This is a genomic window from Arthrobacter sp. 135MFCol5.1 (genome assembly GCF_000374865.1).
Classification (GTDB): Bacteria; Actinomycetota; Actinomycetes; order Actinomycetales; family Micrococcaceae; genus Arthrobacter.
Window position 1 is genome coordinate 45824 of sequence record NZ_KB895461.1, and the last position, 24151, is coordinate 69974.

At 66.8% G+C, this 24151-nt stretch carries 17 protein-coding genes; 15 read left to right on the top strand and 2 right to left on the bottom strand.

The genetic code is table 11. The annotated features are described in order from the left end of the window. Positions 1 to 18: 18 nt before the first annotated feature. Together murJ and C563_RS0114675 are read right to left on the bottom strand one after the other, a co-directional pair. A complete protein-coding gene (gene murJ, locus C563_RS0114670; protein ID WP_018762825.1) occupies positions 19 to 2151 on the bottom strand; it encodes a murein biosynthesis integral membrane protein MurJ in 2133 nt (710 codons plus the stop codon). Between the two features lie 60 nt (positions 2152 to 2211). Next, positions 2212 to 2712: an NUDIX hydrolase gene (locus C563_RS0114675; protein WP_018762826.1), complete on the bottom strand. Its 501-nt coding sequence runs from the start codon at positions 2710 to 2712 to the stop codon at positions 2212 to 2214. 208 nt (positions 2713 to 2920) lie between these two features. Here C563_RS0114675 and C563_RS0114680 point away from each other — a divergent pair, with 208 nt between their 5' ends. From C563_RS0114680 to C563_RS21930, 15 genes are all read left to right on the top strand, one after another. Then, positions 2921 to 4429: a CCA tRNA nucleotidyltransferase gene (locus C563_RS0114680; RefSeq protein WP_018762827.1), complete on the top strand. Its 1509-nt coding sequence runs from the start codon at positions 2921 to 2923 to the stop codon at positions 4427 to 4429. After that, positions 4426 to 5010, top strand: a complete 585-nt coding sequence (locus C563_RS0114685) for a histidine phosphatase family protein (RefSeq protein ID WP_018762828.1) — start codon at positions 4426 to 4428, stop codon at positions 5008 to 5010. Before C563_RS0114680 ends, C563_RS0114685 begins: the two co-directional genes overlap by 4 nt. Positions 5011 to 5645: 635 nt before the next feature. Then, entirely contained in the window at positions 5646 to 5777 is a 132-nt protein-coding gene (locus C563_RS22935) for a hypothetical protein (protein WP_255414772.1), read from the top strand. A gap of 48 nt (positions 5778 to 5825) precedes the next feature. Further along, positions 5826 to 7289 carry a glycosyltransferase family 87 protein gene (locus C563_RS0114695; protein ID WP_026264884.1) on the top strand — a complete coding sequence of 488 codons (1464 nt, stop codon included), beginning with the start codon at positions 5826 to 5828 and terminating at the stop codon, positions 7287 to 7289. Continuing rightward, positions 7282 to 8724 carry a phytoene desaturase family protein gene (locus C563_RS0114700; RefSeq protein WP_018762831.1) on the top strand — a complete coding sequence of 481 codons (1443 nt, stop codon included), beginning with the start codon at positions 7282 to 7284 and terminating at the stop codon, positions 8722 to 8724. The genes C563_RS0114695 and C563_RS0114700 overlap by 8 nt, the downstream gene beginning before the upstream one ends. A gap of 87 nt (positions 8725 to 8811) precedes the next feature. Continuing rightward, positions 8812 to 10800, top strand: coding sequence for a penicillin-binding transpeptidase domain-containing protein (locus C563_RS0114705; protein ID WP_018762832.1), 1989 nt, complete (start codon positions 8812 to 8814; stop codon positions 10798 to 10800). A 25-nt stretch (positions 10801 to 10825) separates the two neighbouring features. Next, positions 10826 to 12508, top strand: a complete 1683-nt coding sequence (locus C563_RS0114710; RefSeq protein ID WP_018762833.1) for an ABC-F family ATP-binding cassette domain-containing protein — start codon at positions 10826 to 10828, stop codon at positions 12506 to 12508. A gap of 54 nt (positions 12509 to 12562) precedes the next feature. Next, positions 12563 to 13336 carry a DeoR/GlpR family DNA-binding transcription regulator gene (locus C563_RS0114715; RefSeq protein WP_026264885.1) on the top strand — a complete coding sequence of 258 codons (774 nt, stop codon included), beginning with the start codon at positions 12563 to 12565 and terminating at the stop codon, positions 13334 to 13336. Further along, a complete protein-coding gene (locus C563_RS0114720) occupies positions 13333 to 14541 on the top strand; it encodes an MFS transporter (RefSeq protein ID WP_018762835.1) in 1209 nt (402 codons plus the stop codon). Before C563_RS0114715 ends, C563_RS0114720 begins: the two co-directional genes overlap by 4 nt. 73 nt (positions 14542 to 14614) lie before the next feature. Next, complete coding sequence (locus tag C563_RS0114725) at positions 14615 to 16111, top strand: bifunctional phosphatase PAP2/diacylglycerol kinase family protein (protein ID WP_026264886.1); 1497 nt, start codon at positions 14615 to 14617, stop codon at positions 16109 to 16111. Positions 16112 to 16260: 149 nt separating this feature from the next. Further along, entirely contained in the window at positions 16261 to 17184 is a 924-nt protein-coding gene (locus C563_RS0114730) for an ABC transporter ATP-binding protein (protein WP_018762837.1), read from the top strand. Then, positions 17184 to 18074, top strand: coding sequence for an ABC transporter permease (locus tag C563_RS0114735; protein ID WP_231369906.1), 891 nt, complete (start codon positions 17184 to 17186; stop codon positions 18072 to 18074). Before C563_RS0114730 ends, C563_RS0114735 begins: the two co-directional genes overlap by 1 nt. Before the next feature lie 261 nt (positions 18075 to 18335). Continuing rightward, positions 18336 to 19739 carry an amino acid permease gene (locus C563_RS0114740; protein ID WP_018762839.1) on the top strand — a complete coding sequence of 468 codons (1404 nt, stop codon included), beginning with the start codon at positions 18336 to 18338 and terminating at the stop codon, positions 19737 to 19739. Positions 19740 to 19759: 20 nt separating this feature from the next. Next, the gene (locus tag C563_RS0114745) at positions 19760 to 21061 is read left to right on the top strand and encodes a M18 family aminopeptidase (protein ID WP_026264888.1); all 1302 of its coding nucleotides are present in this window, start codon (positions 19760 to 19762) and stop codon (positions 21059 to 21061) included. A 293-nt stretch (positions 21062 to 21354) separates the two neighbouring features. After that, positions 21355 to 24084, top strand: coding sequence for a WecB/TagA/CpsF family glycosyltransferase (locus tag C563_RS21930; protein WP_018762841.1), 2730 nt, complete (start codon positions 21355 to 21357; stop codon positions 24082 to 24084). Positions 24085 to 24151 lie beyond the last annotated feature (67 nt).

Here is a 24151-nt window from a genome sequence, read left to right on the forward strand (position 1 = left end):
CGCCAGACCGCAACGGCATCACTTTTTCCGTGGGCGGCGTTTCTTGAAGTACGGGTTCTCGCCGGCCTTGCCCTGGTACGTCCGGCGGCCCGGAAGGGGAATCTGTTCGCTGAGCAGGCCCCCACGCGCCGTGGCGGGCTGCTCCTCACCAGGCAGGTACTCGGCCACCGGCACCTGCTGGCGGCCGTCGTCGTGCAGGTCCTGGCGGCGCACGCCGCGCTCCGGATCCGGGCCCGCACGGAACGAGACGGCATCGAACTCGCCGGAAATCCGTGGAATGAGGCCGGTGTCCACGGAGGTGGTGGCCCGTTCAGGACGGTGCCCGGAGGAACCTGGGGCAGGAGCGGACGACGGCGCGTCCCCGGCTTCAGCAGCGGGGGCTTGGCCCCCGCGGCCCAGCCGGCCCAGCAGCGGCCGGAGCATGTCGCCCAGTTCGGTGACCCGGAACAGCCGAAGGAGCACGAAGTAGACGCCGAGCATGACAGGCCCTGCCACCGCGACCGTAAGCAGGGCCTGGAGGCGGCCGCTCCAAGCGAAACCATCAGGGTTGTAGCTGCCCAGCAGCCAGAGGGCGGCCGAACCGGCGACGGCGGAGCCAAGGGCCGCATAGCCCATGCGGATGTACGAATTGGCGATCCGCGGACCGTCCAGGCTGCCCAGCATGCGCCGCAGGAAGACCGCGCTGATGACCACCGAGAGGATGTTGCCCGCCATATACAAAACGGCGATGGCGTAGATGATCTGGCCCACCGGCAGGAATTGGATGGCGAACGCACCGGCTACATAGACCACAGCCAGCAGCAGCTGCACGTAGAACGGCGTGCGGGCGTCCTCGTTGGCATAGAACACCCGGGACATCATGAAGTTGGCACTCATGAAGGGGGTGCTGAGGGCAAGGATGGTGAGCGTCTGGGCCAGCATGACGCCGTCCTGGCGCGAGCCGCCGGAGAAGAACATGCCCAGTGGACCCGCCAGGGCAAACAGCGCCAAGGCGCCGAACACCGTGGCGACGGCCATGGTGCGCAGCCCGTGCGAGAGTGCGTCACGAAGCTCCGCCCGGTTGCCGTCCTGCGAAGCCCGGGTCATCCGGTTGAACAGGACGGTGGCCAGGGACAGGGCAATAATCGAGTGCGGCAGCAGGTACAGCTGGCTGGCCACCTCCAGGACCGCGTTGCCGGGGAGGGTGGAGGCGGACGGGTCCCCCGCCTCCTGCAAGCGGATGCGTTCAGCGCCGGGAATGGTGGCGATGCGCATGACATAAAGGAAGGCCAGCTGCCCGACGGCGGCCGTCAGGAGGGTCCATACGCTCAGCCGCGCAGCGTGCCCCAGCCCCACGCCCCGCCAGCCGAACCGGGGCCGGAGCCCGAGCTTCAGACGGAAGACCGGCACCAGCAGGATGGCGGTTTGGGACAGTACGCCGATGGTGGAGAACCCGGCCACCAGGAGAGTCTGCGCAGAGCCCCAGTTATCGATGGTGTGGGCGCTGAACTCGTTGGTCCCGAAGATCCAGATGAACATGCCCAGGCCGGCGATGGCCACCAGGTTGTTCAGGATGGGTGCCCACATAGCCGGACCAAACGCGCCGTTGGCGTTCAGGACCTGGGTAAGCAGGGCGTAAAGGCCGTAGAAGAAGATCTGCGGCAGGCACCAGAACGCGAACGTTACCGCGAGGGCCTTCTGCTGCGGCGAATATCCCTGGGTGGTCAGCTCGATGACCCCCGGCGCGGCCAGCGTCACCAGCGCCGTCAGTCCGAACAGGAGCAGGACAGCGAGCGTCAGCAGCCGGCTGATGTAGTCCGCTCCCCTGTCCGGGGCCTTGCTTGCCTTGATGATCTGCGGGACCAGCACGGCATTGAAGACACCGCCGGCAACCAAAAGGAAGATCAGGTTGGGCAGGTTGTTGGCGTTGATGAACGTGTCGTTGACCGTCGAGCCCAGGCCCAGCGCGGTGCCCAGCATCCAGGTCTTACCGAAGCCCAGGAAACGCGAAACGAGCGTCCCTGCGGCCATGATGGCGCTGGAACGGGACTCGCTGGGACCCGCGGCCGCGGGCTGCGCGGTCTCCGGTGCGGCCGCCCCGGCGGTGGCGTCGCCGGGTGCGGCATCATCGGGCCGGCCGGACCGGTCGGAAGGAAAGTTGGTAGCTGACATCGAGTTCATCGTCTCACCCACCGGCCCGTAACACCGCAATGACGACGGCGGCGTCCGGGCTTAGAGGTGTCCGGGCAGGACCTCGCGGGCAAGGTCCGCGATGCGGCGTTCGTTGGGGAAGGACAGCTTCCGGGCCAGTTCCTGGATGGGCACCCAGGCCACATCCACGGCTTCCTGGTCGGGATCGTTCTCGATGGTGAGCTCGCCTCCCGTGGCGCGCAGGAGGTAGTGGTGCACGGTCTTGTGGACCCGGTGGCCGCTGACCGTGAACCAGTAGTCGATGCTGCCCAAGGGCGCCAGGATGTCTCCCTCGATGCCGGTTTCTTCGGCAATTTCGCGGACGGCAGCCTGCTCGTTGTTTTCCTTGCCCTCCGGATGCCCCTTGGGGAGGCACCATTCCAACCGTCCGCCGCGATTAAGGCGGGCGATGATCGCAACCCTCAATTCGGCGTCGGACGTGTCCACCACAACGCCGCCGGCCGAGACTTCCTCAACCGTTGGCAGCGAGGCCGGTGCCGATTGCTGGGCAGGGGCAACGTGCGCCCCGATTGCCGATGGCAATGGTGCGTTCGTCCTCCTGCCGGGAGCGCTCGGTACTGGATGGGCCATGGAGTCCACTCTAACGACTGTTGCCCGTTCGTGATGACCGGAACATGACACCAACATGGACGGGATGTGACGCATTTTGGGGCCGGGAACGTCAATCAGCGCTGATCTTGACGCTTTTTTGGACTGCCGCGCCGCTGGTTTCTGCCAAGCTTAAGGAACTATGTCGCACGCACATCACAAGATTGATTCCCACACCGTTGACTTCAAGGTGGACCCGGTGGTCCTGGAGCTCGGTCAGCGGTTCGTGGATGCCGGCCACGAGCTGTCCCTCGTGGGCGGGCCGGTGCGCGACCTTTTCCTTGGCCGGGTTTCCCCCGACCTCGACTTCACCACGGATGCCACGCCGGACCAGACGGTGGCACTGATCAAGAAGTGGGCGGACAACTTCTGGGAGATCGGGCGCGCGTTTGGCACGATCGGCATGCGCAAGGGCGGCTTCCAGATCGAGATCACCACCTACCGGGCGGAGGCCTACGATCCCGACTCCCGCAAGCCCGTGGTGGCGTTCGGTACCTCCCTCACCGACGATCTGCTGCGGCGCGACTTCACGATCAACGCCATGGCACTGAAACTGCCTTCCCTTGAACTGGTGGATCCGTTCGGCGGGGTGCGGGACCTGCATGCCTCCTTGCTGGCGACGCCCGGGGCGCCGGAGGCCTCCTTCTCAGATGACCCCTTGCGGATGATGCGGGCGGCGCGCTTCGCCGCGCAACTGGGCGTCTCGGTCCGCGACGACGTCCGCGAAGCCATGACCCACATGGCTGACCGGATCAAGATCATTTCCGCGGAGCGGGTGCGGGATGAACTGGTCAAACTGATCTGCGGTGCCCGGCCTCGCGTGGGCGTGGACCTCCTGGTGGACACGGGGCTGGCCGAGTATGTGCTGCCCGAGGTCTCCGCCCTCCGGCTCGAAGCCGATGAGCACCACCGGCACAAGGATGTCTACCAGCACTCCCTCCAGGTGTTGGAGCAGGCAGCGGAGCTTGAAACGGACGCCGAAGGCCCTGTGCCGGGCCCGGACTTCGTGCTGCGCTTCGCGGCGTTGATGCACGACGTCGGCAAGCCGGCGACGCGCCGGTTCGAACCGGGCGGGGCGGTGAGCTTCCGCCACCACGACATGGTGGGTGCCAAGCTCACCTCCAAACGGATGAAGGCGCTGCGCTTCGACAATGACACCACCAAGGCCGTTGCACGGCTGGTGGAACTCCACATGCGCTTCTATGGCTACGGCGATGCCGGCTGGAGCGACTCGGCTGTCCGGCGGTACGTCACCGACGCAGGCCCGCTGCTGGAACGGCTGCACCGGCTTACCCGGTCCGACGTCACCACCAGAAACCAGCGCAAGGCCGACCGGCTGTCCTTCGCTTACGACGACCTTGAGTCCCGCATTGCGGCGCTCCGGGAACAGGAATCCCTGGACGCAGTACGCCCGGACCTGGACGGAGCCCGGATCATGGAGCTGCTGGGCCTCAAACCGGGCCCCGTGGTGGGCCGCGCCTACAAGTTCCTCCTTAATGAGCGGATGGAACACGGACCGTTGCCCGCGGACGAGGCCGAGGCGCGCCTGCTCCGCTGGTGGGCCGAACAGCCTGAATCAGCACCTGCCGGGACCGAGCCCGGAACCCCTCCCGCCGACGTCGAACCTTCACCCGCTGAGGAGTCCAAATGACCAATCCCGCCTTCGCTCCGCGCCCCCAGCTGTGGATCCTCCGCCATGGTGAAACCGAATGGTCCAAGAGCGGGCAGTACACGGGCCTCACAGACCTCCCCCTGACAGTGGAAGGCGAACAGCAGTCCGTGGAGGCACGCAAGGTCCTGGACGGCGTCGACTTCGACCTGGTGCTCACCTCGCCGCTGCGGCGTGCACGGCGCACTGCCGAGCTCGCCGGTTTCCCGGATGCCCGGCACGAACCGCTCGCGGTGGAGTGGAACTACGGGGACTACGAAGGCATCAGCTCGGACCTGATCCGCAAGGACAATCCCGACTACCTGATCTGGACCCACGGCGTTCCCAACGGTGAAAGCCTTGATGAGGTGGCCGCGAGGGCGGACAAGATCATCGGCCGGATCCTGGAATCCGGGATGGACAATGTGCTGATCGTCGCGCACGGTCATTTCTCCCGGATCCTTACCGCGCGCTGGCTGGAATTGCCGCCCACGGAAGGCCGCCACTTTGTCCTCGGTACCGCCAAAGTATGCACCCTGGGCTGGGATAAGAAGACGCCCGCTATTGTGCGCTGGGGTCTCTGAATCGCCTTTAGTAAAAAACTTTTCTGCATTTCCCGGGAATTGCTGGCCTTTCGCGGATTCCTGGGGTACCTTTATTCCTGACCCCGCGGCAATCTGCCCGGGTCCAAGACCGCATTGCACACCACGCAGCGGACAGCAGAAAAGGAGGTTGGGAAAATGATGACTTTGACTGGCGAATGGAACACCCCCATCAATGCATTCCCGGCCTTTGCTGGTGCTGCGCGCGTTGCTCTGGTCGGCACCGGGTGGCGGTCCGCCGCCTTCCCCGGTTCTCCACGGCGCCGCTAACCGGAACCACGTTCCCCGGGACTTCGCCCTGCCTGGGCCAGTCCCCGGGATAACGGCCGGTACGCCGCCGCACCTCCTGCGCTGATTCCCCGGAACAGCACCTGCCCGAGCCCACGCTTCGCTGACGCCTGAAACCGCGTCCGCGCACTTGAGCGTTCCTGCTCTGCGCCAGGTGCTTGCTTTCCGGCTTTGTCGGCGTCCCCCGGAATTTGTGTTCTTTCCTGCAATTTCCGCCTATTCCCGCCATGGAATTCACGCGCCTTCTTTCCGGGCTTTTTCGCGCCGAAAAGATGCGCTAATTCGTCGTGCACTTTTGTGCCCCATTAAAACGAAAGGAGGTGCCTTCCTTGATGCGAAAGATCCTGGGATTCCTGTCCCGCCCCCTGCAGCGACGCAGTTCGTTCAACAGTGACCTGTTGGAGCAGCATCGAAACGAAGTCTTCGTGCTCATGCACCAGCAGCTCGGCGGCTTGCGCTGACTGCCGGCCCCCGCGCTTTGCGCAGGGGCCGGCTGTAAGCTCGACTCCATGCACGAGACCCAGCCGCCGGAGGGTGGACGACGGCCCCGTATCGTGGTGCCGAGCCGCAGCGATGCGCTGCTCCGTAATTTCACGGAGGTGATCGGCGGGCCACTCGGGGCCAAGGCGGATCCCGGTGTTGCCTCCCCCGGGATCTTCACCGTGGAACGTGTGCTGGTGGTCCTGGCAGCACTGGCCGCCTTGGTGGGCATCCTGCTTAAGGGCTACTGCCGGGTCAACGGCTGGGAGACCCCAACCCAGTTCTACGCCACGTGCTACTCGGACTTCCCGGAGCTGTTCCGGAACCGCGGCCTGGCACAAGGGGTCTTCCCCATCCTCGGCAGCGGCAGCCAGTTTGAATACCCGGTGCTCATCGGGTTGATTGCGGGGCTGACGGCATGGCTGGTTCCCGGAGGAGACGCCAACGCCAGGGCTGTGGCCTACTTCGATATCAATGCCGTGCTGCTGGCGGCCGTGGCCATGGTCACTGTCCTGGCAGTTGCCCGCATGCCCGGCCGCCGTCCCTGGGATGCCGCCATGGTGGCGGTCGCCCCGGGGATTATCCTCGCCGGAACCATCAACTGGGATCTCTGGGCAGCCTGCCTGCTGGCTGTGGGCATGTACTTTTTCGCCAAGAACCGCCCGGTGCCGGCCGGCATCCTGATCGGGCTGGCCACGGCAACCAAGCTCTACCCGCTGCTGGTCCTCGGGGCCATCCTGCTGCTTGCCGCGCGGACCGGCCGGTGGCGGCCGCTGCTGGTGACCGCCGGCAGCGCCGCCGCCACCTGGCTGGTGGTCAACCTGCCGTTCGCGGCGGCCAACCCGTCCGGCTGGGCCTATTTTTTCCAGTACAGCGCGGAGCGGGGCGCCGGGTACAGTTCCCCGTGGTTCGCCTACAACCTGGTGGCCGGCAGGCTGGGCTGGTCCGGGCTGGCACCGGACGGAGTCAGCGCACTGTCAGCCGTACTGTTCGTCCTGTTGTGCGCCGCCATAGCAGCCGTTGCACTGACCGCTCCCCGCCGCCCCCGCCTGGCGCAGCTTGCTTTCCTTATCGTCGCGGCCTTCATTCTCACCAGCAAGGTCTACTCGCCCCAGTACGTCGTGTGGCTGATCCCGCTGCTAGCCCTCGCCAGGCCACGGTGGCGCGACTTCCTGGTCTGGCAGGGGATCGAAGCCCTGCACTGGGCCGCAATCTGGATGTACCTTGGACAGGTGACCAGCGCCGGTTCGTCCCAACACAACCTGGACATGCCTTACTACGTCCTCGCCGTCGCCGCTCACATGGCCGCCGTGGCGTACCTCATGGCGCGCATCGTGTGGGACATCTACGACCCCGCCTTTGACCCCATCCGCCGCCACCATGTTGATGATCCGCACGGCGGGCCGTTCGCGAACGCGCCCGACTGGTTCCGGCTGGATCCCGCCCGGCCCTCGGAATCGGTTACCCCCTGGAAAGCAGGGTTCCGTGCCTGATGTCGCGGTAGTAGGCACCGGCCCCAACGGACTCTCTGCAGCGGCCGTCATGGCAAGGGCAGGGCTGTCGGTGGAAGTCTTCGAGGCAGCCCAGACCATCGGCGGTGGCACGCGCACCACCGAACTCATGCAGCCCGGACACTTCCACGACGTCTGCTCCGCGGTGCATCCCATGGCGCTGGCATCCCCGTTCTTCCGTGCCTTCGAACTGCCCCGGAGGGTGGACCTGATCACCCCTGAAGTTTCATTCGGGTCCCCGCTGGATGGCGGCCGGGCGGCTTTGGCGTATACCTCGCTGGAGCGGACTGCGACGGAACTGGGCCGGGACGGCGCTGCCTACCGCAGGCTCATGGAACCGCTGGTCCGGCATATTGGCGACGTCATGGATTTCACCCAAAACCAGCTGCTGCGGATCCCCCGCAACCCGGTGATGGCGGGCGTTTACGGATTGCGGACGCTGGAGCAGGGAACCGGATTATGGAACGCACGGTTCCGGGAGGATCTTGCACCCGCCCTCCTGAGCGGGGTTGCCGCCCACGCCATCTCGCATTTACCGTCCCTGGCGGCGTCCGGGGCCGGCCTCATGCTCGGTGCCCTGGGACATGCGGACGGATGGCCCATCCCCCGCGGCGGTTCCGCCTCCATCGCGGCAGCCCTCGCTGACGATATCCGCGCCCACGGCGGCGTCATCCACACCGGCACCCCCATCGACCGGCTGGAACAACTGCCGGCCACCCGGGCCACCCTGCTGGATGTGGCGCCCCGCGGCCTGCTGGACATGGCAGGCGATGCGCTGCCTGGCCGCTATCGAAGAGCCCTCGAGGCGTTCCGGTACGGAAACGGCTCCTGCAAGGTGGACTTCATCCTGTCCGGTCCGGTGCCGTGGCAAGCCAGCGGGCTTGCCGACGCCGGCACGGTCCACGTGGGCGGGACCCGGACCGAACTGGCGGCTTCGGAGAACCAGGTCAGCGCCGGCCGGCATCCCGAGCGGCCGTATGTCCTGGTGGCCCAGCCCTCCCGGTTTGACCCGGGACGGGCCCCGGACGGGCGGCACACACTGTGGACGTATTGCCACGTCCCCGCAGGCTCCACGCGGGACATGACCGGCGAGGTGATGGCGCAGCTGGAACGGTTTGCCCCGGGATTCCGGGACCTCGTGGTGGAATCGCACGCCATTACGGCGGCGCAGCTGGCGCAGTACAACCGCAACTACGTTGGCGGCGACTTCAGCGCCGGAGTCATGGACGTGCGCGGCCTGGTCCAAAGGCCCGTGGCGTCCCCCGTCCCGTGGCGGACACCTCTGCTGGGCGTCTACCTCTGCTCATCCTCAACGCCACCGGGCCCGGGTGTCACGGGAATGCCCGGGATGCACGCGGCTACGTACGCCCTGAAGGACATTTTCCGGCTGCCGGTTCCGGACCTTTCCCTCGGCTAGGTTCTGCCGGCCGGCAGGACCCGCCACAACCTCCTGGCCCGCGACGGCACGGCACAGCACGGTGCCGGGGCGGGGGATAATGGCCGCATGGGGAAATCAACAAAACTTTCGCTTGCCGTAGCTGCGCTCGTCCTGGGTACCTCCCTGGTGGCCTGCGACGACGGTAAGAGCGGGGCCGAAGCCGCGGCCCAGCAGTTGGCCGGCGCGGTCTCATCGCTTGACGTTGGCTCGGTGGCCTTTGACGGCAAGGACGCCGCCGCGGCCAACGACCAGCTGCACCAGGTCTTCGCTGCCCTGGATCCGCAGAAGCCCGAGGTCCAGGCAGGCGGACTCACCCTCGACGGCGATAAAGCGTCCGCGCCGCTGAGCTATACCTGGAAGTTCGGCGACGCCGAATGGAAGTACACCAGCTCGGCGAACTTCAAGAAGTCAGGGGACAAGTGGCTGACGGTGTGGGACCCGGCCCTCCTGGCACCCGGCCTGACGGACAGTGAAATTGTCACCAAGGGCTCCCAGTCCCCCCAGCGTGCCGACATCCTTGGTGCCGGCGACGTACCCTTGGTCACCTACCGTCCCGTGGTGAATGTCGGTATCGACAAGCCGCAACTGGGCGCCGCAGACCCCTCCGATTCGGCCGGCAAGCTGGCCGCGCTGGTGGGAGTGGACCCGGCGGCGTATGCGCAACAGGTCAAGGCTGCCGGTGCACAGGCTTTTGTCCCTGCTATCACGCTGCGTGAAGAAGGCAGGACCATCTCGGATCAACAGATCCAGGCGATCCCCGGAGCGCGCGGCATCCCCGCGTCCATGCCGCTGGCTCCCAGCAGGACGTTTGCCCGCGCCGTGCTCGGTTCGGTCGGCGAAGCCACCGCGGAACAGATCGATGCATCCGAAGGCGCCCTGGACGCAGGGGATGTCACGGGCATCGGCGGGCTCCAGCAGCAGTACGACGCACAGCTCCGAGGATCAGATGCCGTGGTCATCCGGGCGCAGCGGGCCGACCTGACGCGCGAACAGATCCAGTCCGCCGGCACCGACCCCAGGCGCGTCCTTTTCGAGGTGGCACCCAAGCCCGGTACGCCGTTGAAGACCACCCTCGATCCGCGCCTCCAGACCCTGGCTGAGTCCACCCTGGAGGGTGTGGGCCCGGCGTCGGCCATCGTGGCGCTCCGGCCCTCCACCGGCGCCGTACTCGCCGCCGCCTCCGGCCCGGGCAGCAACGGCTACAACACGGCCATGCTGGGCCAGTACGCCCCGGGCTCGATCTTCAAGATGGTGGATTCCCTGGCCATGTTCCGCAACGGCATGAATCCCGATTCCACCGTCCAGTGCACCCCCACCCTCACAGTAGACGGGCGCACCTTCAAGAACTCCGAGGGCTACCCCGCGACCTCCCTTGGCGCGGTGACCCTCCGGGACGCCTTTGCGCACTCCTGCAATACCGCCTTCATTTCCCAGCGCGACTCGGTATCGCAGAGTCAGCTCGAAGCCGCGGCCACCTCCATGGGCGTCGCGGTGGAAGCGCCGAAACTCGGGGCGGAAGCGTTCTTGGGTTCCGTGCCGGGGCAGGCCCAGGGCACCGAACACGCGGCCTCCATGATTGGCCAGGGCAAGGTTTTGCTCTCCCCCCTGGCTGCTGCGATCATGGCCGGCTCTGTTGCCAAGGGCGCCCCCGTTTCGGCGCAGCTGGTCCTCAACCCCGATGCCGCTGCCCCCGCTGCGGGAACCACCGCCGGGTCCACTGCCCCGGCCGCCGCACCGACTGCCACGGCGACGGCCGAGGCGCCGTCCACGGCATCGGACAAACCGATCACGGCAGCGGAGGCGGCATCGCTGGCTGACATGATGCGCGCCGTGGTTACTTCCGGGCATGCAGGCTTCCTGTCCAGCGTCCCCGGGGCACCGGTAGGGGCGAAGACCGGAACCGCCGAATTCGGCACCGAGAACCCGCCCAAGACGCACGCGTGGATCGTGGCCGTCCACGGGGACCTGGCGGTGGCCGTCTTCGTGGAAGACGGCGGCCTGGGCGCCACCACCTCGGGTCCGCTGCTGAAGCAGTTCCTCACCGCCGCCGGCTAGGCTCCGCCGTGGGAGGATTGACGGCGTGGCCCATATTGACGTTTCCGGCATCGACTACTTCCTCTCCGACGGCACCCAGCTCCTGAACGGAGTCACCTTCAAGGTCCCGGACGGTACCAAGACCGCCTTGATCGGGCCCAACGGCACAGGAAAGACCACGCTTTTCCGGATCATCGCCGGAGACCTGGTCCCGGATGAGGGCGTCATCGGGCGGTCCGGGAACATGGGCATCATGCGCCAGTTCGTGGGGCAGGTCCGTGACGGTTCAACAGTCCGGGACCTCCTGGTGTCCGCTGCTCCCCCGGCTTTGGCGGCCGCTGCGCGCGAGGTGGATGATGCCGAGCTGGCCATGATGGAGCACGACGACGAGCCCACCCAGATACGGTACGCCCAGGCCATCGTGGACTGGGGGGACGCCGGAGGCTACGACGTCGAGACCGTCTGGGACGAGGTCTGCATGGCCGCGCTGGGACTGCCGTTTGACCGCGCACAGCACCGCCCGGCGTCGACCCTTTCCGGCGGCGAGCAGAAACGCCTGGTGCTGGAAGCACTGTTCGCAGGCCCGGACGAGCTCCTCCTCCTGGACGAGCCGGACAACTACCTTGACGTGCCGGGCAAACGCTGGCTCGAGGAGAAGCTGAACGAGTCAAGGAAGACCGTCTTCTTCATCAGCCACGACCGCGAGCTGCTGAACAACGCCGCCGGGCGCATTGTCACCCTGGAGCCGGGGATCAACGGAGCCGCAGCATGGATCCACGGCGGTGGATTCGAATCGTACGTGGAGGCCCGCGCGGACCGGAACGCCCGGTTCGAGGAATTGCGGAAGCGCTGGGACGAGGAGCACATCAAGCTCAAGGAACTCGTCAACATGTACAAGAACAAGGCCGCGTTCCGCTCTGACATGGCCAACCGCTACCACGCCGCCCAGACCCGGCTGGCAAAGTTCCTCGAAGTGGGTCCGCCGGAGGCACTGCCGATCGAACAGAACGTCCAGATGCGGCTCAAAGGCGGACGAACCGCCAAGCGCGCCATCGTTGCCGAACGGCTGGAACTGACCGGCCTGATGAAGCCCTTCTCCACCGAGGTCTGGTTCGGCGACCGGGTCGGCGTGCTCGGCTCCAACGGCTCCGGCAAGAGCCACTTCCTGCGGCTGCTCGCCACCGGCGGCACCGATCCCGAGCGGGAACACCTGCCGGTCTCCGATGTGGAAATCGCCGAGGTCCCGCACGAAGGGACCGTCAAGCTCGGTGCGCGGATCCGGCCCGGGTTCTTTGCCCAAACCCATGTCCGGCCGGATCTCCTGGGCAAGACGCTCCTGGAAATCCTGCACCGCGGTGACGAACACCGTTCGGGGCTGGGGCGGGAGGCGGCCGCCGGCGCCCTGGACGGCTATGGCCTGGCGGGACAGTCCGAGCAAAAGTACGAGTCGCTGTCCGGCGGCCAGCAGGCGCGTTTCCAGATCCTGCTCCTGCAGCTCAGCGGAGCCACCCTGCTGCTGTTGGACGAGCCAACGGACAACCTGGACCTGCACTCCGCCGAGGCGCTGGAGCGCGCCATTGACCACTTTGAGGGCACGGTCCTTGCCGTCACCCATGACCGCTGGTTCGCTCGGACGTTCGACCGGTTCCTGGTGTTCGGATCGGACGGGAAGGTGTACGAATCAGCGGAACCGGTCTGGGACGAACAGCGGGTGGAACGCGCACGCTGAGAAGTCGGTGAGCAGTCTAATGAGCAAATGATCATCAATTGATAGCATTTGATCATGAAGACGGATGAGCGGCACAGGACTATTGCCGAAATCCTCCGGCGGCAGGCCGAGGTGAGCGTCGAAGAACTGATGCTGGCCTGCGATGCTTCCGGGGCCACGATCCGTCGCGACCTTGAAGCGCTGGCAGGCAACGGCGTCCTCCGTCGGATCCACGGCGGAGCCAGGAGCCTGATCGGGCAAGGGCAGCACCCAGGGTACGGGCTCCGGGAGCTGGAGGACCGGGACGCCAAGAGGCGCATCGCCGCCGCCGTCGCCGGGCTGCTGCTGGAACGCGAACATGTGTGGCTGGACAGCGGGAGCACGGCAACCGAGGTGGCCCGTGCCGTGACCGGCCGGGAACTGACCTTGATGCCGATGTCCCTGCCCGGACTCAATGCGGCCGCCGGCGGGGACACTGCCGCAGGCTCCCGGCCTGCACTGTTGCTGCCAGGAGGGAGCCTGGTGCCCGGTGAGCTCTGTTTCCGCGGACCCCTGGCGGAGTCCAACATCAGGTCGTTGCGTTTTGATACCGCCGTGCTCACCCCCTGTGCCGTTGACTTTACTGACGGCCTCCTGGCCCACGACCTGGACGATGCCGCGGTCAAGAGGGCCGGCCTGGACGCGTCGGCGCGGGTGGTGGTTGCCGCATCGGCGGCTAAATGGCAGGCGCACGCGAGGGTCCTTATCGGCGGCCTGGACCGGGTTGACGTGATTGTCACCGACCGGAAATTCAGTGGCCAGGAACAAGCCCAACTCGACCAATACTCTGTGGAAGTAGTGAACGTATGAGCACCAACGCCGGCACCGAACAGCACGTTGGACTGAAAGCGGCGGCCGCGGCCACGTTCGTGGTCTTTGGCATTAATGGACTGGTGTTCGCCAGCTGGGCTGCACGGATCCCGGCCGTCACGCAGACGCTGCACATCACCTCCGGCCAGATGGGCACGCTGCTGCTCTGCACGGCCGTCGGGTCGCTTTTGGCGCTCCCCACAGCGGGCATGGTGGTAGGCCGGATCGGAACGGCGAACACGGTCCGCTTCGCCGGCCTGCTGGCGGCCGCCGCGGGCATCGGCATCGCCCTGGCGCTCTCGGCCACCTCCATACCCGGAACCGCGGTCTCGCTGTTCTTCTTCGGAATCGGTATCGGCCTGTGGGATGTTGCGCAAAACATCGAAGGCGCGGACGTAGAACACAAACTCCGCCGGACTGTCATGCCGCAATTCCACGCTGCCTTCAGCGGTGGTGCGTTCGTAGGCGCACTGGTTGGCGCCGGCCTGTCCAGCCTGGGCGTGGACCTTCCCCTGCACCTGATGGTCATTGCCGGTGTGGTGGTGCTGGTGGCCCTGACCGCGCCGCGCTTCTTCCTCCCCCACATTTCCACGGCAGCCACGCCCGGGGAACCCGAACCTGCCAAGGGCCCCTCGGCATGGCGGGACAGCAGGACGTTGCTGATCGGCGTCGTGGTCCTGGGAGCCACCCTCACCGAGGGGGCCGGCAACGATTGGATCGCCAAAGCCTCCGTGGACGGCCTGGCCACCTCGGAGTCCACGGGCGCACTCATGTTTGCCCTCTTTGTCCTTGCCATGACAGCAATGCGCTTCCTCGGCGGCCGGGTGATCGACAAGTACGGCCGGGTGGCCGTGCTGCGGGCCAGCATGGCGGCCGCAGCCGCCGGGCTGGGCCTTTTCGTCCTGGCGCCGAACATCTGGCTGGCCGGTATCGGTGCGGCACTGTGGGGCGTCGGCGCAGCGCTGGCTTTCCCGATGGGGATGTCAGCAGCCTCCGACGACCCCAGGCATTCGGCAGCACGCGTATCCGTTGTATCCACTTTGGGTTATATATCGTTCCTGGCCGGCCCGCCGCTGCTCGGGTACCTCGGCGACCTCACCGGCATCCACACCGCGCTGCTGGCGATCATGGCACCGATCCTCGTGGCACTGCTGCTGGCCGGTGCCGCCAGGCCCCTGCGGCTGGAGGACACCAAGGAGCCCTGACAGGATCCGGGGCCGCCGCGCAGGCAAGGGCGTGGAACCGAATGCTAAAGCGGCAGGGGTTTAGGGTGATCACATGCAAAGCACCAGGCACCGCCGGCGGAGTTGGCCCAGCCGCATCGACAGATTCCTTCTCCAGCATGTTTCTAACCTTCCCGGCGGCAGCCACGACGTGTTCTTCCGACGGCTCTCGGCCTCAGCGAACCAGGGAAAGCTCTGGATCGGTATCGCAGCCGTCCTTGCGCTGTTCCCCGGCAAATCCCGGCGCGCTGCCGTCCACGGGCTGATCGCCCAGGGCGTCGCCTCGGCCGTTACGAACATGGTGTTCAAGACCCTGCTCCCCCGGACCCGGCCGAAGCCGGAAAATCTCCCGGTGTTCCGCTTCGTCCACCCCCAGCCCCAGAGTTCCTCCATGCCTTCGGGGCATTCAGCGTCCGCCGTCGCCTTCGCGGTGGGCGCCGGCCTGGTCCAGCCCGCCCTTGGCGCTGCCTTGGCGCCCGCGGCCCTTGGTGTGGCCTACTCGAGGGTCCACACCGGTGCGCACTGGCCTTCGGACGTCATCTTCGGTTCGGCCCTCGGTGCGGGCGCCGCCCTGGTGACCCGGCACTGGTGGCCGGTCCGGCCGCCCATTCCGCAGACGGCCCGGACGTGGACCGAGGCTCCTGGGCTGCCCGGTGGGGAAGGCCTCAGCATCGTGGTCAACACCCTGGGTGGATCCTTCAAGGTGGAAACGGCCGCCGCCCTCAAAGATGTATTCCCTAAGGCACATATAAACGTCGTGCAGCCGGACGATGACCTCGTGCAGCAGATCAACGCGACCGCGGACGTCCCCGGGACCCTTGCCCTGGGTGTGTGGGGCGGCGACGGAACCGTCGGCGCCGCGGCTGCTGCCGCCGTCGACCGCTCCCTGCCCCTGCTGGTTCTGCCCGGGGGAACCCTCAACCACTTTGCGCGGGACGCGGGGATCGGAAACCTCAAGGACGCCGTGAAAGCGGCGACCAAGGGTGAGGCCGCACTGGCGGACATCGGCCTGGTGACCGCGGAGCGTGGCCTCGCGGGCCATCCCGAAGTGTCCGAGCTGGTCATGCTCAACACGTCCAGTGTGGGCCTCTATCCCAATCTCGTACGTCGCCGGGAGCACCTGCAACCCGCGCTTGGAAAGCCGCTGGCCGGCGTCGTGGCCATGTTCCGCACGTTCGCCGCGGGAACCCCCATCACTCTTTCCGTCGACGGTGTCCGGCACAAGGTGTGGATCGCCTACCTTGGACGGGGCCGCTACTACCCCCGGGACCACGCGCCGCTCATCCGGCCCGTCATGGACGACGGCGTACTGGACGTCAGGCTGATCACCGCCGACGAGTCGTTCGCCCGCGTGCGGCTGCTCTGGGCCGTCCTGACCGGAACGGTGGCAAGTTCCAGGATCACGCACCTGCGCGAGGCCTCCACGGTCACCATTGATGCCGACGGCGCACCCATGGCCCTTGCCGTGGACGGTGAGGCACTGGCCGGAGTGCGCCGGGTCGCTTATTCAGTGCGGCGCAACGCGCTGACGTACTACTCCCCACGCCCCTGAACAGGGAAGGCTTTGGTCCGGAGCAACCCTGATTCTCCCCTGAATCATCCCTGAGCAGGGCGAAATGCGGCGGTGGCCCCGTTAGCGTAGGGAGTGAACTCCCACAGAACGCCATCTGCAGCCACGCGCTGCCGTCAAAAGGAAAATTCATGATCGAGGCAAACGGGCTGACAAAGGTGTACGGGGCGAAGACCGCCGTGGCCGGTGTCAGCTTCACCGTCAGGGCAGGGCAAGTCACAGGATTCCTGGGCCCGAACGGGGCAGGAAAGTCCACCACGATGCGCATGATCATGGGACTGGACCGGCCGACATCGGGATCGGTCACAGTGAACGGCCTCCCCTACGTCAAGCACACGGCTCCGCTGCGGCAGGTGGGCGCCCTGCTGGATGCGAAAGCGGTCCATACCAGCCGCAGCGCGTACAACCACCTGCTGGCCATGGCCGCCACACACGGTATTCCCAAATGCCGGGTGCACGAAGTGATCGAGATGACCGGCCTCGACGCGGTGGCGCGAAAGAAAGCCGGCGGCTTCTCACTGGGCATGGGCCAGCGGCTGGGCATCGCTGCGGCGTTGCTCGGCGACCCGCAGACCTTGATCCTGGACGAACCCGTCAACGGGCTGGACCCGGAAGGCGTGGTCTGGGTGCGGAACCTGGTCCGTTACCTCGCCGGGCAGGGACGCACCGTGTTCCTCTCCAGCCACCTCATGAGCGAGATGGCCCAGACCGCCGACCACCTCATCGTCATCGGCCGCGGCCGGGTGATCGCCGATGCGCCCATCCGCGACATCATTACCGGCAAGGGCCAGGCCCGCGTCCGCGTCCGCACGGACCAGCCGGACCGGCTGCGGCAGCTGCTGGCCGGCCGCGGCGCCTCGATCGAGGTCCCGGAACGGGAAATGCTGGAAGTGACCGGCCTCGAACCGAAGGCAATCGCCGCGGCAGCCCTGGAAAACCAGGTCATGGTCTATGAACTCACCCCCCTGACGGCCAGCCTCGAGGAAGCGTACATGGAACTGACCAAAGACGACGTCGAATACCACTCCCTGCCCGCCGCGGAGGTAAGCAAATAATGAGCGCCATGACCACAGAATCCACGGCTTCGCCCGAACCGGCATCATCGTCCGCAGGCCACAGCCACGGCCACGGAGGGTCCCTGCCGGGCCCCACGTTCTTTCGGGTGCTCAACTCGGAACTCATCAAGTTCCGGAGCCTGCTCTCAACGCTGATCCTGCTCGCCGCCACGGCGGTTGTGATGGTGGGCTTTGGTGCGCTGTCCGCATGGGGCACCGGCCAGTTCGCCAACGCGGCATCGCGGGATCCGCAGGCGGCCGTGCGGGCGGCCTCCCAAGGCGGGGACCTCGCGATCAGCGTGCCCACCTCGGGGATCGCCTTCGCCCAGCTGATCCTTGGGTCCCTGGGCGTGCTCTTGATGAGCTCGGAATTCACCACCGGCATGGCGCGGTCCACGTTCGCGGCAGTGCCCAAGAGGCTGCCTGCGTTCACTGCCAAACTGGTGGTGGTCATGGTGGTCTCCTTCGCGGTCACGGCCCTCTCCACCTGGGTGGCCGGACTGGTGGCGGTTCCCATCCTGGACAACTACGGACTGAAGCTGGACCTGGCAAGTTCCGAATCCGTGAAACTGCTCCTGGTCAACAGCATCTACGTTGCAGCCGTGGCCGCGATCGGCATGGCCCTGGGCACGCTGCTTCGGAACTCGGCCGGCGGCATCATGAGCCTGGTGGGCATCTTCTTCGTGGCACCCATCGCTTTCCAGCTCATTCCCGGCGACTTCTTCAAGGAGGCCCGGAAATACCTGCCCGGCAACACGGTTGAGCCGCTGACCGCCGCCCAGCACGTGCCGGACACCCTCGAAACGTGGCAGGCGGCCTTGGTCCTGGGCGCCTGGGTGGTGATCCCCGTGCTGATCGCCGCCGTCCTGCTGAAGCGCCGGGACGTGTAGGAGGGATATCCTGCGCCGGTGGCCGGCGCGTGGTTTCCGGCACATTACAAAAGTGCCTGGTGGGAAACATTATTTGCCCATCATGGTTCCTGCTTGGAGTGCCGTCCTGTTAGGCGCAACCAGATCTGTTGGAGTGCACAAAGCAAGGCGCATAATGGCGGACCTAGGGTGAAACGACGATGTGGTGCACCACACGGTCCGCCGCGGTGCACCAATGAACGTCGCACAACCTCTGCAATTTCCCAACAGGACGGCACTTCCATGCATGCTGACCAGCAACTCTCAAAGTCCCTGAAACCCAGGCACCTGTCCATGATCGCCATAGCCGGCGTGATCGGTGCAGGGCTCTTCGTCGGCTCGGGGGCCGCGATCCAGCAGGCCGGCCCGGGCATCCTTGTCGCGTACGCAGCCGCCGGCCTCGTGGTCATCCTGGTGATGCGCATGCTGGGTGAAATGGCCGCAGCCAACCCGGAAACGGGCTCTTTCTCGACCTATGCGGACAAGGCCCTGGGCCGCTGGGCAGGGTTCAGCATCGGCTGGCTCTATGCCTGGTTCTGGATTATCGTCCTGGGCATCGAGGCCACCGCCGGTGCGGCCATCATGCACCGGTGGGTGCCGGGCATCGACCAGTGGGTCTGGGCCCTGGTCCTCATGGTGCTGCTGACCTTGACCAACCTCGGCTCGGTGAAGTCCTACGGCGAGTTCGAATTCTGGTTCGCCTCCATCAAGGTGGCCGCGATCGTCCTCTTCCTGGTCTTCGGCGCCGCCGCCATCCTGGGCCTGGTCCCCGGCGTCCCGGCCCCCGGCCTGAGCAACCTGCTCAACAACGGCGGATTCATGCCCAACGGTCCGGGCGCCGTCCTGGCCGGCATCCTGGTGGTCGTCTTCTCCTTCTTCGGCGCCGAGATCGCCACGATCGCCGCCGGCGAATCCGAAAACCCCGTGGACGCCGTCAAGAAGGCCGTGAAGTCAACCGTCTGGCGCATCCTGGTGTTCTACATCGGTTCCATCGCCGTGGTGGTCACCCTGCTCCCCTGGAACTCTGCGTCCGTCGCCAAGAGCCCGTACGTTGCGGTCATCGAACTGTTCGGCATCCCCGGTGCCGGCACCATCATGGACGTCGTGGTCCTGACCTCCGTCCTGTCCTGCCTCAACTCCGGGCTGTACACCGCAAGCCGCATGCTGTTCTCGCTCTCCACCCGCGGTGACGCCCCGCGCTCCTGGACGAGGATCTCCCGGCGCGGAGTTCCCGCCGCCGCCGTGCTCGCTTCCACGGTGGTCGGCTTCATCACGGTGGGCCTGAACTACATCGCACCGGACACGGTGTTCCTGTTCCTGGTCAACACTTCCGGTGCCATCGCCCTCTTCGTCTGGCTGGTCATCTCCGTGTCGCAGCTGATCCTCCGCCGCCGGATGGGTGCCGCCGCACAGGACCTCCAGCTGAAGATGTGGCTGTTCCCCTACCTCACCTGGGCAGCAATCATCAGCATCGTGGCCCTGCTTATCGGCATGGTGATCGTGGAATCGACCCGCGAATCACTGTTGCTCTCCATCGCGTTGGCGGTGGTGGTGGTTGCTGTGGGCGTGCTGCGCTACCGGCGCAAGGACGCGGCCATGGCAGCGGAACCGGCAAGGGCATCCGAGGCCGCAGCGCCGGTGGAGTAGGCCGCATTAGACTCGGGACCATGCCTTTGACTTCCTCTGCCGCAGACCACATCCAGGACCTTGGCGCCTTTGTCAGCGCATCGCCGTCGAGCTTCCATGCTGCCCACGAGGGCGGCCGGAGGCTGGAGGAAGCCGGCTTCCTCCGCCTGGACGAGCTGCAGCCGTGGGAGGGCGGGCCCGGCTCCTTCTTCATGATCCGCGACGGCGCCCTGATCGCCTGGGTGGTTCCCGAAGGAGCCGGACCCGCCACCGGCTTCAATATCCTTGGCGCCCACACCGACTCGCCGTCCTTCAAGCTCAAGCCGAAGCCCACCACCGGCGCCCACGGCTGGCTCCAGGCCGGGGTGGAAATCTACGGCGGGCCCCTGCTCAACTCCTGGCTGGACCGGGAGCTCCGGCTCGCCGGCCGGCTGGTGATGCTCGATGGCACGCAACACCTGGCCGCCACCGGGCCGCTGCTCCGCTTCCCGCAGCTGGCTATCCACCTGGACCGGGCAGTGAATGACGGGCTTGCCCTGGACAAGCAGCGCCATATGAACCCGGTGTGGGGGCTGGGAAACCCCACCGATGCGGACCTGTTGAGCGTCCTGGCCGCGTCCGTTGACGGCGCCTCCGTTGATCCTGCCGGCATTGGCGGGTACGACGTCGTCATTGCGGACACGCAGGCGCCTGCGGTTTTTGGGGGCAAGGGGGAGTTCTTCGCATCCGGGCGGCTGGACAACCTGTCGGCCACGCACGCCGGGCTTGCGGCCCTGGCCGCGCATGCTGCGTCCGGCACGGCCGGGGGACCCATTGCCGTGCTCGCAGCGTTCGACCACGAGGAAATCGGCTCCAACTCCCGCTCCGGTGCCTGCGGACCCATCCTTGAAGACGTGCTGGTGCGCATCTCCGACGGCCTGGGTGCGACGGTGAGCCAACGGCGGCAGGCCCTCGCGGCGTCGTTCTGCCTGTCAGCCGACGCCGGGCACGCGGTCCACCCCAACTACGCCGAGCGGCACGACCCCGCCAACCACCCCGTGCTCAACGGGGGACCGCTCCTGAAGATCAACGCCAACCAGCGCTACGCCACGGATGCGTTTGGCGCGGCCTTCTGGGCCAGGCTTTGCGGCGAAGCGGGCGTGCCGTACCAGGAATTCGTCTCCAACAACGTGGTGCCCTGCGGTTCCACCATCGGACCCCTCACCGCCACAAGGCTGGGCATCCGGACCGTGGACGTGGGCGTGCCGTTGCTGTCCATGCATTCCGCACGGGAGCTGTGCGGAGTGGAGGATCCCCTCCGCCTCGCCGCCGTCTCGGAGCTGTTCTTCCGCACCCCGGCCTAGCCAGGCAATTTGTGGCACCACAAAGGTTCGTGCGGGTACCCACATAGGTAGCCTGCCGGACTCCGGCTAGGGGGTTTCCCCGGCCTACGGTGGGGACACACGGATGCCGTTGGGTGTCCGGCCCACGGTTCCGGGCCGGACACCAGGTCCTCGCAGTCCTGCCAACGATGGCATCCGTCGACCACTGACAGATGCGACAGGTGCCGTGCCGGGTGACCGGCGCGAGGCTGAAACGGGGAGTGCAGACCCCTTTTCCAGCCGACGTGCTCCTGCGCTGTGACCATGGAGCCGGAATGACATCTGCACTTGGGCGCCTGCCCCGCCGCATCCACAAACTGGGGATGGCCGGGTTGGTGACACCGCGGGGAACAACGGCCCTCGAGGGCCCGCTGCAGCGGGCTGTCACGCTGGGTGGCGTCAGGGTCGACCTGATGAGCCGTGAGGACGCCCTGGCAGCCATCATGGAACGAGCCGCGGGTGCCCCCGAGACCCCCCTGGGTGTGCTCTCCGCGAACCTGGACCACGTCAACCACTTCGGGACCGGCGGCCGCTGGGAAGGAACGCTGGAGATCCCGCAGTTGGAGTGGCTGACGTTGCTGGACGGCGCCCCCTTGGTGGCCAAGGCGACGGAACTCACCGGCCAACGGTGGCCCCGCCTCGCAGGAAGTGACCTGATCGGCCACATCCTCGATGACGCCGCTGCACAAGGACGGACCGTCGGTTTCCTGGGTGGGAGCCCGGAAGCCCAGGAATTGGTTGCCACGCGGATCGAAGCGGAGCGCCCCACCCTGCGCGTGGCCGGCTGGTGGGCGCCGTCCCGCCAAATGCTGGGTGATGCCACCGCCGTCACGGAACTGTGTGCAGACATCCGGGCCGCCGGAGTGGACATCCTGGTGGTCTGTTTGGGCAAACCACGGCAGGAACTCTGGATCGGGGAGTACGGGCCGCAGACCGGGGCGAAGGTCCTGCTGGCGTTCGGGGCGGTCATCGATTTCCTCGCCGGCCACATACGCCGTGCGCCCCGGCAGGTCAGCACCATGGGCCTTGAATGGGCGTGGCGGCTGGCCATGGAGCCACGACGGCTCGCCAAACGGTACGTCGTGGAGGGGCCCGAAGCCTACCTGAAGCTCCGCCGGCACAGTGCCAACGTCGCGCCCGGGCCAAGCACAGGCCCCGCCCCTCGACCCGCTTCCGGTCCCACCCGGCGGGCCGGCACCACGGCAGGGGACTTCACCCCGACCGACCAGCACGCCGATGTTGCCGCTCTGGTGGTGACCTACAACAACGGCGCGGACGTCTGCGGGCTGCTGGAGAGCCTCCGGCTGCAGACCCGGGAACAGTCCATCAAGGTAGTGGTTGCGGACAACTCGCCGAACCCGGAGACCCTTTCCTGCCTGCAGGAGTTTCCAGGCGTGGCCGCCTTCCCCACCGGCGGGAACCTCGGGTACGCGGGCGGCATCAATGCGGCCTGCGCGAAGGCGGGAAGTGCGGATTCGTACCTGGTCCTCAACCCGGACCTTAGACTCTGCCCCGGCGCGGTGATGGCCCTGCGGAAATCCATGGCGGGCACCGGCGCGGGAGTGGTGGTCCCCTTGTTGCGAGACGACGACGGAAGCGTCTACCCCTCGCTGCGCAGGGAACCGAGCATCTCGCGCGCGCTGGGCGACGCCCTCCTCGGAAGCAGGTTCCAAGGACGCCCCGGATGGCTGACCGAAATGGACTTCGACGCCGAAAGCTACGCCCACCCGCACAAGGTGGATTGGGCCACCGGCGCCGCGCTGCTGATCCGCTCCGACATCGCGAAACAGGTCGGCGGCTGGGACGAGTCCTACTTCCTGTACTCGGAGGAGACGGACTACCTGCACCGTGTCCGCGAGCTCAAGGCCGACGTCTGGTTCGAGCCCCTTGCAGCCATGGTCCATTCCCGCGGCGGGTCCGGGAGCTCACCGTCCCTGGATGCCCTCATGGGGGCGAACAGGATCCGCTATGTCCGAAAATTCCATCACGGAAGCTACGCACGAATCTTCCGTGCCGCCGTCGTACTTTCTGCCCTGCTGCGGGCACCGCTGCCCGCCCACCGGGGAATCCTGGGACTGATCGCCAGGGAGTCACGATGGGCCGACCTGCCGCACGCCGTCGCCTACCCGGGTGGCCCCGGCCAGGAAGGGGATTTCCCCTCCGGGACGGTCATCATTCCAGCACACAACGAGGCCCCGGTCCTCGGGCGGACGCTGGCAGCACTCACCGCACCCATCGCGAGCGGGAAGGTGGACGTGGTGGTTGCCTGCAACGGTTGCACCGACGGAACTGAAGCCGTGGCCGGTTCCGTGCCGGGCGTCCGGGTTGTCTCCGTGGAGGCCGCGTCCAAGACCGCTGCCCTCAACGCCGGCGACCAAGCCGCCTGCGGGTGGCCGCGGCTGTACGTTGACGCCGATATCGAGGTGCCGCCGGCCGCCCTGCGTGCCACCTTGGAGGCATTGTCCGACGACGGCGGGCCCCTTTGCGCCCGCCCCGCCTTCACCTATGACACAGCGGGCGCCTCCTGGCCGGTCCGCGCCTACTACCGGGCACGCAACCGGCTGCCCCAGGCATCGGCATCGATGTGGGGTGCCGGCGTTTACGGCCTGAGCCGCAAAGGGCATGAACGGTTTGGTGAATTTCCGCCCGTCACGGCCGACGACTGTTACATCGACCGATTGTTCGACGCCTCCGAAAAAGAAGTCATCGCCTGCCCGCCGGTGACAGTCCGCACGCCACGAACCGGAAAGGCCCTGCTCGCCACCCTGAGGCGCGTATATCGCGGGAACAACGAACTCCGCGATGTTCCGGGCACGCAGACGGGACGCACGGCCAGGCAACTGGCGCATTCAATCAAGGGTCCCGGCTCCGCGGTGGATGCCGCCGTCTATGCCGCCTTCGCGCTTGCGGGCCGTGCGGCCCGGCGCCGAAAAAACACCGCGTGGGAGCGGGATGACAGCAGCCGCAATTATGAATTGCATTCCTGGGGAGTGGGTTGGGGATAAATTCCCTGAATTAAGGACCGAATTTAATCCCCGCATTCCTCAACAGCCGCCTATTCCTTGATCCGGG